The sequence below is a fragment of the Salinibius halmophilus genome, from assembly GCF_003577475.1.
Classification (GTDB): Bacteria; Pseudomonadota; Gammaproteobacteria; order Pseudomonadales; family Natronospirillaceae; genus Salinibius; species Salinibius halmophilus.
The window spans coordinates 142,142-156,784 of sequence record NZ_QPEP01000012.1 but is presented as its reverse complement, the minus strand read 5'-3'; the positions used below and the strand labels follow the sequence as shown (position 1 = coordinate 156,784).

The 14,643-nt window shown below is 47.1% G+C and carries 13 protein-coding genes; 6 read left to right on the top strand and 7 right to left on the bottom strand.

What is annotated here, in order from left to right; translation table 11 throughout:
- Positions 1 to 7: 7 nt before the first annotated feature.
- Together DUW71_RS14360 and DUW71_RS14355 are read right to left on the bottom strand one after the other, a co-directional pair.
- On the bottom strand, positions 8 to 1,231 hold the full coding sequence (locus DUW71_RS14360) for an ABC transporter substrate-binding protein (RefSeq protein WP_119395959.1): 1,224 nt from the start codon (positions 1,229 to 1,231) through the stop codon (positions 8 to 10).
- Positions 1,232 to 1,350: 119 nt separating this feature from the next.
- Complete coding sequence (locus DUW71_RS14355) at positions 1,351 to 1,905, bottom strand: TMEM165/GDT1 family protein (protein ID WP_119395958.1); 555 nt, start codon at positions 1,903 to 1,905, stop codon at positions 1,351 to 1,353.
- Between the two features lie 303 nt (positions 1,906 to 2,208).
- On the opposite strand from DUW71_RS14355, the gene DUW71_RS14350 reads away from it, so the two are divergent.
- The gene (locus DUW71_RS14350) at positions 2,209 to 3,579 is read left to right on the top strand and encodes a DEAD/DEAH box helicase (RefSeq protein ID WP_233546155.1); all 1,371 of its coding nucleotides are present in this window, start codon (positions 2,209 to 2,211) and stop codon (positions 3,577 to 3,579) included.
- 128 nt (positions 3,580 to 3,707) lie between these two features.
- On the opposite strand, the gene DUW71_RS14345 is transcribed toward DUW71_RS14350, so the two are convergent.
- Positions 3,708 to 4,289, bottom strand: a complete 582-nt coding sequence (locus DUW71_RS14345; RefSeq protein WP_119395956.1) for a hypothetical protein — start codon at positions 4,287 to 4,289, stop codon at positions 3,708 to 3,710.
- Positions 4,290 to 4,457: 168 nt separating this feature from the next.
- On the opposite strand from DUW71_RS14345, the gene DUW71_RS14340 reads away from it, so the two are divergent.
- Complete coding sequence (locus tag DUW71_RS14340; RefSeq protein WP_119395955.1) at positions 4,458 to 4,637, top strand: SEC-C metal-binding domain-containing protein; 180 nt, start codon at positions 4,458 to 4,460, stop codon at positions 4,635 to 4,637.
- Positions 4,638 to 4,689: 52 nt separating this feature from the next.
- Here DUW71_RS14340 and DUW71_RS14335 read toward each other — a convergent pair whose 3' ends face one another.
- Positions 4,690 to 5,481, bottom strand: a complete 792-nt coding sequence (locus tag DUW71_RS14335) for a hypothetical protein (protein WP_119395954.1) — start codon at positions 5,479 to 5,481, stop codon at positions 4,690 to 4,692.
- Positions 5,481 to 6,038, bottom strand: coding sequence for a YceI family protein (locus DUW71_RS14330; RefSeq protein WP_119395953.1), 558 nt, complete (start codon positions 6,036 to 6,038; stop codon positions 5,481 to 5,483). The genes DUW71_RS14335 and DUW71_RS14330 overlap by 1 nt, the downstream gene beginning before the upstream one ends.
- A gap of 110 nt (positions 6,039 to 6,148) precedes the next feature.
- On the opposite strand from DUW71_RS14330, the gene DUW71_RS14325 reads away from it, so the two are divergent.
- Positions 6,149 to 7,039, top strand: coding sequence for a LysR family transcriptional regulator (locus tag DUW71_RS14325; RefSeq protein ID WP_119395952.1), 891 nt, complete (start codon positions 6,149 to 6,151; stop codon positions 7,037 to 7,039).
- On the opposite strand, the gene DUW71_RS14320 is transcribed toward DUW71_RS14325, so the two are convergent.
- Positions 7,033 to 8,208, bottom strand: a complete 1,176-nt coding sequence (locus DUW71_RS14320) for a helix-turn-helix domain-containing protein (RefSeq protein WP_119395951.1) — start codon at positions 8,206 to 8,208, stop codon at positions 7,033 to 7,035. The two genes, DUW71_RS14325 and DUW71_RS14320, sit on opposite strands and share 7 nt — an antisense overlap.
- Positions 8,209 to 8,377: 169 nt before the next feature.
- Here DUW71_RS14320 and DUW71_RS14315 point away from each other — a divergent pair, with 169 nt between their 5' ends.
- Complete coding sequence (locus tag DUW71_RS14315) at positions 8,378 to 9,052, top strand: hypothetical protein (RefSeq protein WP_158584137.1); 675 nt, start codon at positions 8,378 to 8,380, stop codon at positions 9,050 to 9,052.
- Between the two features lie 917 nt (positions 9,053 to 9,969).
- On the opposite strand, the gene tsaA is transcribed toward DUW71_RS14315, so the two are convergent.
- Positions 9,970 to 10,653: a tRNA (N6-threonylcarbamoyladenosine(37)-N6)-methyltransferase TrmO gene (gene tsaA / locus DUW71_RS14305; protein ID WP_119395949.1), complete on the bottom strand. Its 684-nt coding sequence runs from the start codon at positions 10,651 to 10,653 to the stop codon at positions 9,970 to 9,972.
- 231 nt (positions 10,654 to 10,884) lie between these two features.
- Between tsaA and DUW71_RS14300 the strand changes: the two genes are divergently transcribed.
- Both DUW71_RS14300 and ppc read left to right on the top strand, forming a co-directional pair.
- Positions 10,885 to 11,607: a PEP-CTERM sorting domain-containing protein gene (locus DUW71_RS14300; RefSeq protein ID WP_119395948.1), complete on the top strand. Its 723-nt coding sequence runs from the start codon at positions 10,885 to 10,887 to the stop codon at positions 11,605 to 11,607.
- Positions 11,608 to 11,971: 364 nt separating this feature from the next.
- Entirely contained in the window at positions 11,972 to 14,605 is a 2,634-nt protein-coding gene (gene ppc, locus DUW71_RS14295) for a phosphoenolpyruvate carboxylase (RefSeq protein WP_119395947.1), read from the top strand.
- The last annotated feature ends 38 nt before the right edge of the window (positions 14,606 to 14,643 follow it).

The following is a 14,643-nucleotide window of genomic DNA, read 5'->3' as shown; positions in this document are numbered from 1 at the left end:
GCAAACCTTATGGTTCGTACCAGCCATCTAACCCTTCTTGCAAGCGAGCTGCGCCAGCTTCGGGTGAAATCTCACCATTAATCACACCAGCACTAACCGCCCAAAGTTCACGCTCTAGGTTTGGCTCGCCACGCGATAAAATTTGATAGCTGTTACGAATGGTTGAGCCACACTCCACGCGCCAGTTAATCATAGTATTCGCTACTGGGTCGTCGACTTTGATGACATGGCTAGATAATGAGAAAAAGCCTGGCAATGCGTTTGAATATAACTCGGCAAATTCTTTGCCAGACATCCAGTTCAGGAAGGTTTGTGCTTCTTCACTATTCGCCGAATTAGCATTGATCCCCATACCAATATCAGTGTGATCACTGATATAACAGCGGTCACCATCGTTCTCTACCGGGGGCGCAAAAGCTGAAAAATTCACCTTGCCATTAAACGTAGCAATATCCCATGAACCCGCTGGATAGATTGCCGCTTCACCGTTGGCGAACATTGCTTGGGCATCGCCATAACCACGGCTAGCAAAACCTTCACCAAGATAATCACCCCACCCTGCTAATCTTTGTAGCGTTTTGACGTATGCTTCATCGGTGAACTTGTCGTCACCATCTAGCAGTGCAAACCGGCCGTCTTCACCCTTCCAATAATTCGGACCGATATTTTGGAAGCCCATTGTAGCGGCCTCCCATTGATCAGCAGTCCCCATCGCCATTGGCGTAATGCCAGCATCTTTTACCGCTGCCAACACAGCATCAAACTCAGCCTGCGTAGTAGGTGGCGTTAACCCTAACTGATTAAAAATATCTTGGTTGTAAAAGAAGCCGTGCACAACCGACGCCATTGGCAGGCAAAACGTGGTAAAACCATCATCTGTTTGCCAAGCGCTGCGAGCAAAACCTTGGAAGTTTACAATGCCATTGAGCGCGGTTAAATCTTGCAGGTGACCATCGTTGTATAAACCCAACGACACATCAAATGGGCGGCAAGTGATTAGGTCACCGGCGCTGCCATTTTCAAGCCTCGTGCGCAACTCAGAATCATAATCTGCTGGCGCGACCGGATCGAAGGTGACTTCTATATCAGGATACTGGGCGTTGAACGCCGGAATCAGAACATCTTGCCAAATAGCGGCATCGTCCGTGCGCCAGCTTTCAATCTTAAGCTGGCCGGCGATAACTGGTGACGCTGCGAGTAAAATGCTAGCAGCAAGTGTGAGTTGTTTCATACGAACCTCGAATTTGGTTGGCGTGCTAAATAAGACTAGACGCCACCCCTTATTAGAGGTCGGTTAGATCATCACATGAAACAAAATGACACTCGCCGACAAAAAAATATAGCTCGATACTAAGAAATCAGTGCCAGTGTACCGAACACAGCAAACAGCAGTGCTGCGACGATATTAATTAAACGCAAGGGTATCTTTTTGATTAGCCATTCACCCGCCCAAATCACCGGCAGGTTGGCAGCCAACATGCCCAATGTCGTGCCAATAGATACCAGCACAATACTGTTGTATTCAGCTGCTAGTAACACCGTGGCAACCTGGGTTTTATCGCCAATTTCAGCAAAGAAGAATAACAAGGTCGTGGCGATAAAAGCGCCATACTGATCATATTTGCCTGAGGCGTCTTCATCCTTATCTGGAATCAGCATCCATAGCGCTACGGCAAAAAAACTAGCCGCAAGTACCCAGCGTAACCAGTCCTCTGGCAAGGCCGAACCCGCAAACGCACCAATGGCAGCGGAAGCAAAATGATTTAACACTGTTGCAACAAGAATGCCGCTTACAATCGCGAGTTTATTGCGGAATTTTGCCGCTAAAACCAGGGCTAATAGCTGGGTTTTATCGCCCATCTCGGCGATGGTGACGGCAATCGTTGAAGTGATTAAGGGTTCCATTGTCTATACTCGTGGCGGGATTCTTAAACCATAAGGTAACGCTCCTGCCCGCCTGTTCAGAAGTCATTACCTTAGGTCTCGTCAATCGCCTGCCTTAAGCAAACAACGGGTAAACCATGAGCATGAGGCTCAACTATGTTGACTTACCCACAAGAGGGACTTGTAGACTACTCCCCTAAAGCGATGTCGATAATACCTCTGCCATACCAAGTTTGCAAATATCTTGCATAACTTTGCGACTGAATCAGCTACAATAAGGCTGAACGCCGCAATGGCATCATTTAGAAAATTTGGAAAGCAATAGTGAAGCAATTTAACTTACATGAACGCCTGCAAAAAGCCTGTGACCAACTAGGTTATGAAGCACCAACCAAGGTTCAACAAGCTGCCATTCCAGAGGCATTAACAGGTAATGATCTGTATGTAATTGCACAGACCGGTAGTGGTAAAACGGCCGCGTTCATCATTCCACTATTGCAGCAATGGCTAAACCGCGAAGAGAAAGACGGCGAAGTTCGCGCGCTGATTTTACTTCCCACTCGTGAGCTAGCTCGCCAAACATTAGAGCAGTTTGAAGCACTAGCACAATTTACCTTTGCCAAAGCCATGTTGCTGACCGGTGGCGAACCACTGAAGCGCCAGCAAGCTGAGTTACGCCGCCGTTACGATGTCATCATAGCCACACCAGGGCGCTTAGTTGAACACATCGAAAAAGGCAGCGTTTGGTTAGACAAAGTGGAAACGCTAGTTTATGACGAAGCTGATCGCATGATGGACTTCGGCTTTGCTGAAGACCTCGACATGATTTCAAAAGCCTGCAAAGGTAAACCACAAACGCTGATGTTCTCCGCAACAACCGGTGGCAAAGCGCTAAGCGACACGGTTAAAAACGTGTTGGACAACCCTAAACGTTTGTTTATCAATAATCGCGACGAACTTAGCGCAACCACAGTACAGCAAATTATGACGTCTGATCACGAAGCGCATAAAACAGAACAAACCATTTGGCTTTGCAAAAACAAAGAATACCGCCGCGGCATTATCTTCACCAATACCCGAGATGGCGCCGAGCGTTTGTATGGCAAGCTGTCGCAAGAAGAAGGTATTAAGGTCTACATCATTCACGGCGAAAAAGACCACAAAGCGCGCAAAGAGACCATCAACCGTTTCAGCAGTGCTAACAATGTTGTACTGATTGCCACAGATGTTGCTGCGCGAGGCTTAGATGTTGAAGGCCTCGACATGGTGATCAACTATGATATGCCACGCAAAGGCGATGATTACGTTCACCGCATTGGCCGCACCGGCCGTAACGGTGAAGAAGGCTTGGCAATCACACTGATTACTCACCTAGATTGGAACCTAATGATCAGCATCGAGCGCTACTTAAAGCAGAAGTTTGAGCGCTCACACATCGATGGTTTAAAAGCACGCTACCAAGGCCCGAAAAACATGAAAGCATCGGGCCGTGCTGCAGGTAAAAAGAAAAAAGTCGACAAGAAGGGCGCAGGTAAAAAGGTGGTTGCTGGCAAGTCGAACAAAAAAGTGGGTGGTGGCAAGCGCCCAAGTGGCAAGCACCCAGAGAAGAAACCAAAACGCCAAATTGAAGAAGGCATTGCTAAGGTAAGTAACGATGGCTCAATGCCATTACGCCGCCGTAAAAAGCCAGAGTAAGCAACCGAAAGTCTTAACAGGTGTAGCGCCGCTGGCTTAACTGCGGCGCCACAGCCTCACTAACATAAAATTTATATTTTTAAATTAACCATAAATATAAAATTATATTTATAGAATGCCAAAAAAATCTATTTTTTATAAATAAGCTTTCTGGGCTTCACCGACAATTTATAAGTAACATCCATATTGAAGTCATCTCCTGCACCGGCTGTTATCCTGATTGTATGCTGCCCTTGCGGGAGGGGCGGCAATAACTTCCACATGCCTTTAACGGTCATATTCACCTCACTGGCCGTTTCGGTAACAGGATTTCCACTAACGCCTGCAACGGGAAAGGCCTGATCTATGATGATTTCCTCGCCGGCTACTTCTTCATCGTTTACCAATAAACGGCCATGGTAGGTGTCATAACCTTCTACTTCATACCCCTCATACAGCCAGATGTTAAAAATAGGGACAAACAACTTGGTTTTTGATGCCACGGCACATTTGCGCGTCACGGTCTCGCCGAACGATCCAGCAAGAAACCAAACATCGTTGGGCTGATTTAAGTGTGCCCAAGCGCCAGAGGTGTCAACAATTGCACTTTTAGCATAACGAGTAGAAGCCGCCCACTGCAGCCAGCGGGCTGCATACCAATGTGCAGATCCACTTGGGAAGGGCTGCGCAACAGTTTCTGGTTTGCCTAACAGGCGACTGAGATAGCTCATTAAGGCTCCTAGCTTAATGCATAAAGCGGATACGCTACTACATTGCCCTGTGCCAAACAATTATATGCCTGTTGCGCCGCTTAACCACTTGGCAGTCGGGGTGGCGCGTTTTGGCTGTTTTTCTCGATCGTGTTAATTTATCGCAACCCAATCACCGAGGATCAGAAAATGAACGATCAAACCGGCAGTACCTTTGAGGAAGTATTCTCTAACCATGAGCATGGCCCTGGCTGTGGCTGCAGCAGCCACCAACAGGCTGGCACTTTTCAGCGCGAGACACCTAAAGTTGGTCGCAACGACCCATGCCCGTGCAATAGCGGCAAGAAGTTTAAGAAGTGTTGTGCTTAATATGAAAGAAATGCCGAGTGCATAACACCCGGCATTAGAGGGTAGTGTAGCGCTAGTAAAGCGACTGCTCAGGCCACACCAGCCACAAGCCAGTGACTAATGCTGCACCAACTAGTACAGCAAAAACTGCTGCCTGAGCGACCAGCGGCCTATTACGCAGCAACAGTGTTGCCCATACTATTGCTGGCAGCGCGACAGCAATCGCGGCAGTGCCCGATAAGTGGTAAGCACTGAGTGCTAGCCAAGCAGCTGGCAGCTGAGCAGCAAGCAATGTGGCTTGACTTAGGTTACGAAGCGTTGGCTGCAACATACCAGCAAGCCAAATGAACGCCGCCCCAGTGGCCAGCGCACCAAGCATTTGCGCCATTTTAATGCTGCCACCTAGGCCAACAATTGGCGCTAGCAGTGCAATACTAGCGACCAGTACAGTAAATACCCAATGCTTGTCAGCTTTGGTACTTGTTGGCACGAGCAACAAGCTACTTGGCACAACCAACATCAGCACATGTACTATCCAAGCTAGCGGCTCAATGCTGTCGGCGAAGCGTCTAACCAAAAACAATGCCACGGCCTGTGAGGTGGCAATTAGGGCGATCACTGCCCACTTTTTTGCTTGTATTTGGCTGAGCGCAACCGATGCGCATGCCAGCAACGCCATTAACCAAAAACCATCTAACATGGCTAAGTTAGTGATTGTGACACCTTCTAACCAAACGGTGGCCAACAACGCAACCGCAATCGGTAGCAGCGCAAGCAACCAAGTAAAGCGCTGACTCACTAGCAACAGCGCAATACTCAACACACCTGGTGCAATGATGGTTGGCAGCAACAACTGCATGTTCATTACTGACGAATACCTTCGATGAACACCTTGATGTAGGTTTCATCTGAAACACCAGGAATAAAGTAGTCCATGCCAAATTCACTGCGGTTGATCGTTGTTTCCGCCACTAGTCCGTGGCGGTAACCACCCCAAGGGTCCTCGCCTTCACCGATTTTGGTCACCTCAAACTCGACTGGTAACGTTTCACCAAGCATGGTCATTTCGCCCATCAGCGTGCCTCGCTCGGCATCCCCTTCAAAGCCAGTGCTAGTAAAGGTGATTTCTGGGTACTGGCGCGCGTCGAAGAAGTCGGGACTGCGCAAATGCTTGTCACGATCCTCATGATTAGTATCTATGCTGCTTGTTTCGATGGTGAGCGACACTTCAATGTCAGACATGTCGTCTTCGTTAAAGGAATAGCTGCCGCTGAACTCGTTAAAACGACCTGGTGTTAGCGACACACCTAGGTGGCCAATCTCAAACGTTACTGCCGAGTGGCTATGATCGATTTGGTAATCAACGGCGAAAGCAGATGTTGTCACGGCGCTGATAGCTGCAATAAGAGCTAGTTTTTTCATAATTTTTTCCTCAATTCGATAATGTTTATCTACAACGGATGCAGCTTAGCCAGAGTTAAATTAGAAATAATCAGCTAGAATGAAAAAGAACTTTCTTCATATTAGAAAAAATGGATCATTTAGAATCGATTAATGCCTTTTGCAAGGTGGTAGAAACTGGTGGGTTTAGCAGCGCTGCTAACAAGCTTGATACTAGTGTTGCTAGAGTGAGCAAGCTGGTAACAGAGTTAGAATCGCGCTTGGGTGCAAGGCTGTTACACCGCACAACACGATCAGTCAGTACCACAGAAATTGGCGAGCATTATTATCATAGCATTCAGCCTGTGGTCAGGGAGATCGCCGACGTTGAGTCGAACTTAAGCCACTTAACCGAGCAAGTCTCGGGCAAGCTCAAAGTAGCACTGCCCCTAGATTATGGCCGCATAGTGGTTGCACCTCTGATGGCAGAGTTCTGCAAGCTCTATCCGCATATAAAGCTAGAACTAGCATTCAATGATGCTCATACCGATCTAGTGAATGGTGGCTTCGACTTAGCCATTAGAATCAGCAAGCTAAAAGACTCGTCGCTGATCGCTAGGCCTATCAGCCAAATGAAGTTAATTGCCGCAGCCAGCCCAAGTTATCTTGCCCAGCGTGGTGCCATTGAGCACCCCGAAGCTTTACGCCAGCACGACTGCATTTGCTACACCGTGCCAACCACCGTCAACAATTGGCACTTCTACCTTGGCAAGCAAGAGTTCGATGTGACGGTACAAGCTAAAATTGGCGTAAACAATGGTGATGCGGCAGCTCAACTAGCAACAAAAAGCTGTGGAGTCATTTTACAGCCAGACTTTATCGTGCAACCTTATTTAGACAGTGGCGAGCTAGTACCCGTGTTATCAAACTACAGCAGCCGCAGCTTTGATGTTTATGCAGCCTACCCAGCACGCCAATTCGTGCCGTTTAAAGTGCAAAAGCTGATTGAGTTCTTGCGAGCTGGGCTGAGAAGAGATTATTGAGGTGCAGTGTTGCTACTTTTCCGAAAGGCCACAGGTGTCACACCAACCTCTTTTCTAAAAGCATTGTAAAACGCCGAGCGAGAATTAAAGCCCACTCGCAGCGCGATATCCAGAACAGTGTTCTCACTGTCTTTCAACTGCTGCTTCGCCGCAGCAATTCTGCACGTATTAACAAACCCATAAAAACTTGTGTTTAGCTGCTTAGAAAACGCCTGCGACAAGTAGTGTGCGGAAATGCCTAGATGACTAGCAAGATCAGCAGCAGAAAAATCTGGGTTTAGGTACAACTGTTGCCCCCTGACCGCGGCAGTAATTTTTTGGGCGATTTGCGCAAGCCTTTCGTCGCTCAACGCTGAGTTGGCATAAAGCGTTTGGTCACTGCCACCGACAACTATTTCTGCTTTCGCTTCCACTCCACCTTTTTCAGGCAAGGACGCTCCAGGGAAAACAGGCTTTTGCTGAATCGAGTTTAAGCTAAAGAACCAAACGATGATTAGTACCAAAAACTCCACACCCCAGCTATGAACGTAAAACCTAGAGAGGGCATCTTCAGCTAAAAGCGCAGTCAAGCTATACAGCCAAGTAAAACATATCAGCGCAACAAACCACGCGAACCAATTGAGTGTTTTACCACTAAAGTTAGAAAAGCTTTCGATTAGTTTCTGTTGGTAAACCCTGCTTACAGAGATTATATTAATGATGTATAAAATACTAATGAGGATCCATACAATAAATAACACACCAAAGAACAACGCATTGATAATCAACCATATTGAACTATTTGCGTCGCCAAAGAACATGGCTTCAAAGTCTCCTTGCGGCATAAATAAAATAGAAAGCGATAGCACCATTGCTATTGCAGTTGGCACAACATGTAAAATCACCGACTTACGTTGCAGAACTATCTTATTATTAACAATTTGATTGCCCACCAAGAACTGCTGATAAAAGAAAACCAGTGGTAGCATCAAATAAAACACCGTCGGGATCGACGCAATGAACAGTTTGGCAAAGACACTACCCTCCACCATCAGGTTGTTGCCCAAGCTCAACCAGGTGAACAACAATACAATGACAGCAATGATCATCGACAATTGCCCACGCTCGCCCTGCAATAGCAACCGTGACAAACACAACAAGCACATACCTAATGTAACGCCCGAAAGCATGTCTCCCCTCCCCAAACACTAACCCGTCAAAACGCTGTCCTTCTCACTTGGACAGGACGAAAACCCCAGTACTAGAGGCTAAGTTAACTGTCATCGAATGAGCGCCGCTTGTTTTGAAAAAGACAACAAGGTACTTGCAAACCAGAACATAACGACAGTGAGCAACCAGATGAAAAACCATACTAACATGATCACCCAAAACAAACTTGCGGCCGCTTCGCTTTTGCTAATGGCATTAAGCTACATGACCCTTATGGTTATATATGGCGCTATCTTAGTGATGCCTGAGGGGCTGAGTGATGTTGAAAAATTAGCCTTTTCTGCTGAACATGCAGGTTTAATCAACTTTACCTATATCGCCGGCTATATACTATTTTCAGTTTTTTTGGTGCTAGTAAACATTGCCACAAAGAGCATTATGGAAGTTGAATCTGAGTTATTAGCCAAAGCTACGCATGCATTTGGCTTAATATGGGCAGTGCTATTGGTTTCAGCAGGCTTAATTGCTATCAGCAGCACTAACCTAATTGCCAACAATGTCTTAGCCATCGATACGGCTTTGGCTTATTACCATACCTCTAACCTGTTAACTGAAGCTCTAGGTGGCGGCATTGAGTTCATCGGTGGTGCTTGGATATTATTGATTGGCGCTTTCGGATTTTATACTCGCGCATTTGGTCGTCTATTTTCAGGATTTAGTTTTCTGAAAGGGGCGATTGGCATCGCTACGCTCTTCTCAACCGAAATGGTGTTGAGAGTTGCCTTTGGACTAACAGGTGTTATTTGGTTTATCTGGTTTGCGATTGCGTTGTTGCAGTACAACAAACAAGTCAAAGCAGTTTAAGCTTGCACTCCTGCCCAACTACGCGTTGGGCAATCTTAAGCCGCTGAAGCCTAGCCTTACTTGTTTAACTTTAAACGTTAACGATTTGGTGGCTTAGGTAACTGTTTTCCATTTAACAGGTTATGGCAAATTACCCAGAAACTAACCTTCTTCTTTCTGCCTGAAGATTGATCGAGAGGGTACGCACTTTCTATATGGAATCTTAGCTTTCCTCTTTCCTTCCATGTTCTATAAACAACCTGGTACTCAACACTATTACCTTCATCGTCGGTCAATTTGCAACTGCAATACCGACTGTAACCACCGTGATAACAAAATTGATCTGGCAAAGTTCTGATAATTTCGGGTAAGAAATGAGAGAGCCTATATCGCCTTTCATCAAACACCCGTCTATCAGGAGGATAATTGTATATTTGTTCAGCAGGAACAACTTCACCTGTCTTTATCGACCGAGTAAAAACATGGTGGGAATACGTAAAATAAATTAGGTAGCGTTCTTCACGCGTAGGATGTGCAAATGTGTGTGCAACAGAGTCTAAGTGATCAAGAGGGTAGTCTTCATGCTTTGAAGAAAAAGCTTTCCAGTGTTGCACTGGTCTATCTGGTAGATTAAACGATTTTCGAGCGACCAAACTAGAAACACTATCCCTTAAAAGTAACAAAGGCTCCATCGTGGGAGCCTTCGCCAAGGAAACCTTGGATTCAGAACGCCTTCACCGGACACAGCCTCGACCTGTCAAACAGGTAGCGCGATGTCATGCCGAAACATGTCTGCTACATCGATAACGTAAATATAGCGAACATAGCGGACCTCGAATATTCAATAATTCTTAACGAACAAAGCACAGTGTTTATCGGAAGATTACGGGTAAAATGGAACTATCGAGAAAAATTTTAGCACATTAAAGCTCATTGAATTAGCAAACACTTGTAACTAGAAAACCACTATTACTGACAACCCATTGGACGTTATAGTCGAACAACTTCACGCCATACTCTCGCCCTTCTTCTCTTTGATAAGCAGGGCGAGGGTCTTGGCTTAGCACTTCACGAATGACGGTACTTATATAGGCACCGTCTTTTGCCTTTTTCAGCGTCTGCGCTACTTCTTCACTAAAGCTGACCTCTACCGATTTTGGCGCTTCGCTGGCAAAACCACTGTCAGCTTCTTTTACGGCATCAACATAGGCAATGTAGGGTTTAATATCAACAATTGGCGTCCCATCCAGTAGATCAGCCCCAGCAACGTCGATTATGACTTGGCCTTTCGCTTGTTTGATATCCAGCAGCTCAACAACCGATAAACCAAGTGGGTTAGGCCTAAAGGTGCTGCGACTGGCAAACACACCCACCTTCTTATTGCCGCCCAAGCGCGGTGGGCGAATCATTTCCTTCATTGGTGTATCAAGGTGCTGATGGAAGATAAAGCTCAGCCAAATATGACTAAACTCGTGTAAGCCTTGCACAGAGTTCAGCGAAAATCGTTTATCTAAAACCACCTGCGAGCGCACCGACGGTGCCAAACTAGGTTGGCGTGGAATAGCGAACTTCTCTTTATAAGGGCTAGAAATACGCCCAACAGTTTCGAAGCTGAATGTCATATGAGGTTACTCAACAACTAGCATTGTTATCAATTATGCACACCTACTCATCACAAGGAACTAATCAAGTGACGCTTTGCCTTACACATCCTGATTAAAAAGCGCACGTAGTGTCAGCTTTTCTTACAGTTTAGTGACCACAAAAAGCAGAGATACGAGAAACAGTGGCCGTTGAAACTGGCACACCAATTGCTGCAAACCTAGACCAGACCAAATTAAGAATAAGTCATAATGAAAACCAAGTTATTCACATTACTAGCATTGGCGTCAACCACTCTCCTAGGCCAAGCCGCCGTCATTGAGGGCGTATTTACCGGTACGATTACTTCCTCTTACGACCATTACAATACCCTAGGGTTTGGCACCAACAATGGTGCTCTTGTAGGTGAGACTGTTTTGGGGTCTTTCTCAATCGATTTGGAGACAATTCCTAGTGACAGTAGCCCTTCTGATCTGTATGGCAATTATGACGAACCGACTAGTGCTGATTGGCTAAAAATTTCTGTAGCGACTAGCTTTGGCCATGATTTTCAAAGCAGTAACTTCGATAAGAGCCCAGGGCGCCCTGCTTACGAGAGCCTTTATGCTTCAGACCTAAGCCATTTAGATTTTGGGTACGATAGCCTTATGTTTCGAGACGAGGCTTGGTCTTCTAGTGGGATAAGCTCACTAGCCCTCAATCTACGAGCAGAGCGTTCCGAGGGTAGCTTTTTAAGCTCTGACGAAATGCCTCTCTCAGCGAAACTAGATTTATCGAAAATCTCGCAGAGTTTCGGTACAGCTAGTAGAAGTAATCATGGCGTGGAAAAATGGGGTTACCAATTTGAACTGGCATCAATGGAGTGGGATACCGTTGGACTGCCAAGCGCAGCTGTTACAGAGCCAGCCTCAGTAGCCATTGCAGGCATAGGTTTACTGGGCTTAGTCGCGGCGCGACGACGCCGAAAAGACTAATGCCGTTGTGAGGCGATAATGTCAGAGCATCGCCTCACAACATTGACACTTATCTGTTGACGTCAATCATCACCTCTAAAAACCACATAAAAGCTGTGGAAATGTAAGTCTTACAAACACCGTTCAAACATTGCTGTTTAGACAGAAAATCCGACGTAAAAAAACCAAGTTTGTAAGGCTTCTATAACAATCCTCCTGCTAGGATGTAGTTAACTATTTACAAAATCGCTTGATTTGCGCTTTTTTTGTGCATTTTACCGGCAAAAAAACCGGATTTTTACAAAAATGTCGTAAGTGAAATTTCTTGACTATTTGTTTAGATCACGTCATATAAACGCCACTTTTGTACGAAGGAGTCTCAGAAATGACTGCCCAAAACGAAGCATTGCGTAACAATATCAGCATGCTAGGCGAGTTACTTGGCCAAACAATCGCAACCCACCAGGGCCAGGATGTATTGGACCGAGTTGAGTCCATTCGTCAACTTGCCAAATCTTCGCGCAATGGCGACGAAGCGGCTCGTGAAGAGCTAATGAACACGCTCAAAGATCTGCCCGACGAACAACTGCTGCCGGTCACCCGTGCATTTTCGCAGTTTTTGAACTTGGCAAACATTGCCGAGCAGCACCACGATATCTCACGTTTTTGTGCTGATGGCGCTTGCACACCAGACCCAATTAGCAGCCTAATTGCCAAGCTGCGCAATGAGCGCATCGACCTTAACGATATTGATGCAGCGGTACAAGCGTTACAGATGGAGCTTGTGTTAACAGCGCACCCAACTGAAGTGACCCGCCGCACGGTTATTAACAAGCACGTTCAAATGGCAGACTGCCTGATGAACCTTGAGCTTGGTGATATTACCGAGCGTGAGCGCGCATATTGGACCGACAAGTTAGATCGCTTAATTGCGCAAACTTGGAACACTAATGAGTTCCGCTCAAAGCGCCCAACACCTGTAGACGAAGCCAAGTGGGGCTTCGCGGTGATCGAAAATACCTTGTGGTATGCCGTCCCTGAGTTTATTCGTGAACTAGACGAGCGCTTAAACAGTGAGCTTGGCATTAAACTGCCCGTTGATGCTGCACCAGTAAAAATTGGTAGCTGGATGGGTGGCGACCGCGATGGCAACCCATTTGTGACTCATAAGGTAACCAAAGAAGTGCTGCTAACCGCCCGCTGGATGGCAGTCGATATGTATATCCGCGACTTTAAAACGCTTCGTGATGAGCTATCGGTTAGCGCTTGTAATGATGCCGTGAAAGAAGCGGTTGGCGATGCGGCTGAGCCATACTGGACCATTCTTAACGAGTTGAGCCGCAAGTTGCGCAGCACTCGCGAATGGTTAACCGGCGAGCTGACTGGCAACCCATCGCATGGTGAAGACATAATCAACCGCGATGCGCAGCTGATGGAGCCTTTACGCCTTTGCTATGACTCGCTAGTAGAAGTAGGCCTCGAAAAAATAGCTAACGGCGGTTTGCTAGACATGATTCGCCGCGTGGCCGCCTTTGGTGTGAACCTAGTGAAGCTAGATATTCGCCAAGACAGTGAGCGCCACCTTGATGCCATTGCTGAGATTACTCGCACACTTGGCTTGGGCGATTACTCACAATGGAGCGAAGAAGACAAACAAGCCTTCTTGATCAACGAATTGAATTCGCGCCGCCCATTGCTACCAAACGATTGGGAGCCAAGCGAAGATACACAAGAAGTGCTAGACACCTGCGAAGTGATCGCTAACACTGACCCGAACGCACTAGGTATCTACATTATCTCGATGGCACGCCAGCCGTCAGACGTACTAGCAGTACAACTATTACTGAAAGAAGCAGGCTGCAAGTTTAAGATTCCAGTCGCGCCATTGTTCGAGACGCTAGACGACTTAAACCGCTCTGAAGAGGTGATCTCGAAGCTACTATCAATTGACTGGTACCGTGGCTACATTGACGGCGAACAGCACGTGATGATTGGCTACTCAGACTCAGCCAAAGACGCCGGTATGTTTGCCGCCACTTGGGCTCAGTACAAGGCGCAAGAAGCATTAGTTGCTATTGGCGAAGAGAACAACATCGACGTGGTTCTGTTCCACGGTCGTGGTGGCAGTATTGGTCGTGGTGGTGCACCAGCGCACGCGGCTTTATTATCGCAGCCTCCAGGTTCACTAAAAGCTGGCCTGCGGGTAACAGAGCAAGGCGAGATGATCCGCTTTAAGTTCGGCCTACCAGCCGTTGCGCAGAACAGCTTGAAGCTATACGCCTCGGCCATCCTAGAAGCGAACCTCATCCCACCACCAGCACCAGAGCAAGAGTGGCGCGATGTAATGGAAGTTCTGTCGGACGTGTCGTGCGAGGAGTACCGCGGCGTTGTGCGTGGCCATCCAGACTTCGTGCCGTACTTCCGTGCGGCAACACCAGAGCTAGAGCTTGGCAAATTACCACTAGGCTCACGCCCAAGTAAGCGTAAACCAAATGGTGGTGTAGAAAGCCTACGTGCCATTCCTTGGATCTTCTCGTGGATGCAAAACCGTACCATGCTGCCAGTATGGTTAGGGGCAACATCGGCATTGAAGGCCATAAAAGAGCAAGGCAAAACCGAAACCGTTGAAGCCATGTGCGAGCAGTGGCCGTACTTCCGCAACCGTATTGGTTTGTTGGAGATGGTATTCCTTAAGGCTGATACTTGGTTGGCGGAATACTACGACCAGACACTGGTGCCAAAAGAGCTATGGAGCCTAGGTGAAGATATTCGCCAGCGACTGCAAGAAACCATTGATTTGGTGGTAGAGGTGAACCCAGAGCACGGCTTGTTATTAGACCAGCCAGGTATTCTGGAAAGCATCCGCATTCGTAACCCATACACAGATCCATTGAACTTGCTGCAGGCCGAGCTGCTAAAACGCTCACGCGCAGCCGACGACAACCCACCAGAAGTTGTTGAAAAAGCCTTGATGGTCACCATTGCAGGCATCGCAGCCGGTATGCGAAATACTGGGTAAAAACCGCCTGAAAGGAAATCTTTGCCTTAACGGCAAAG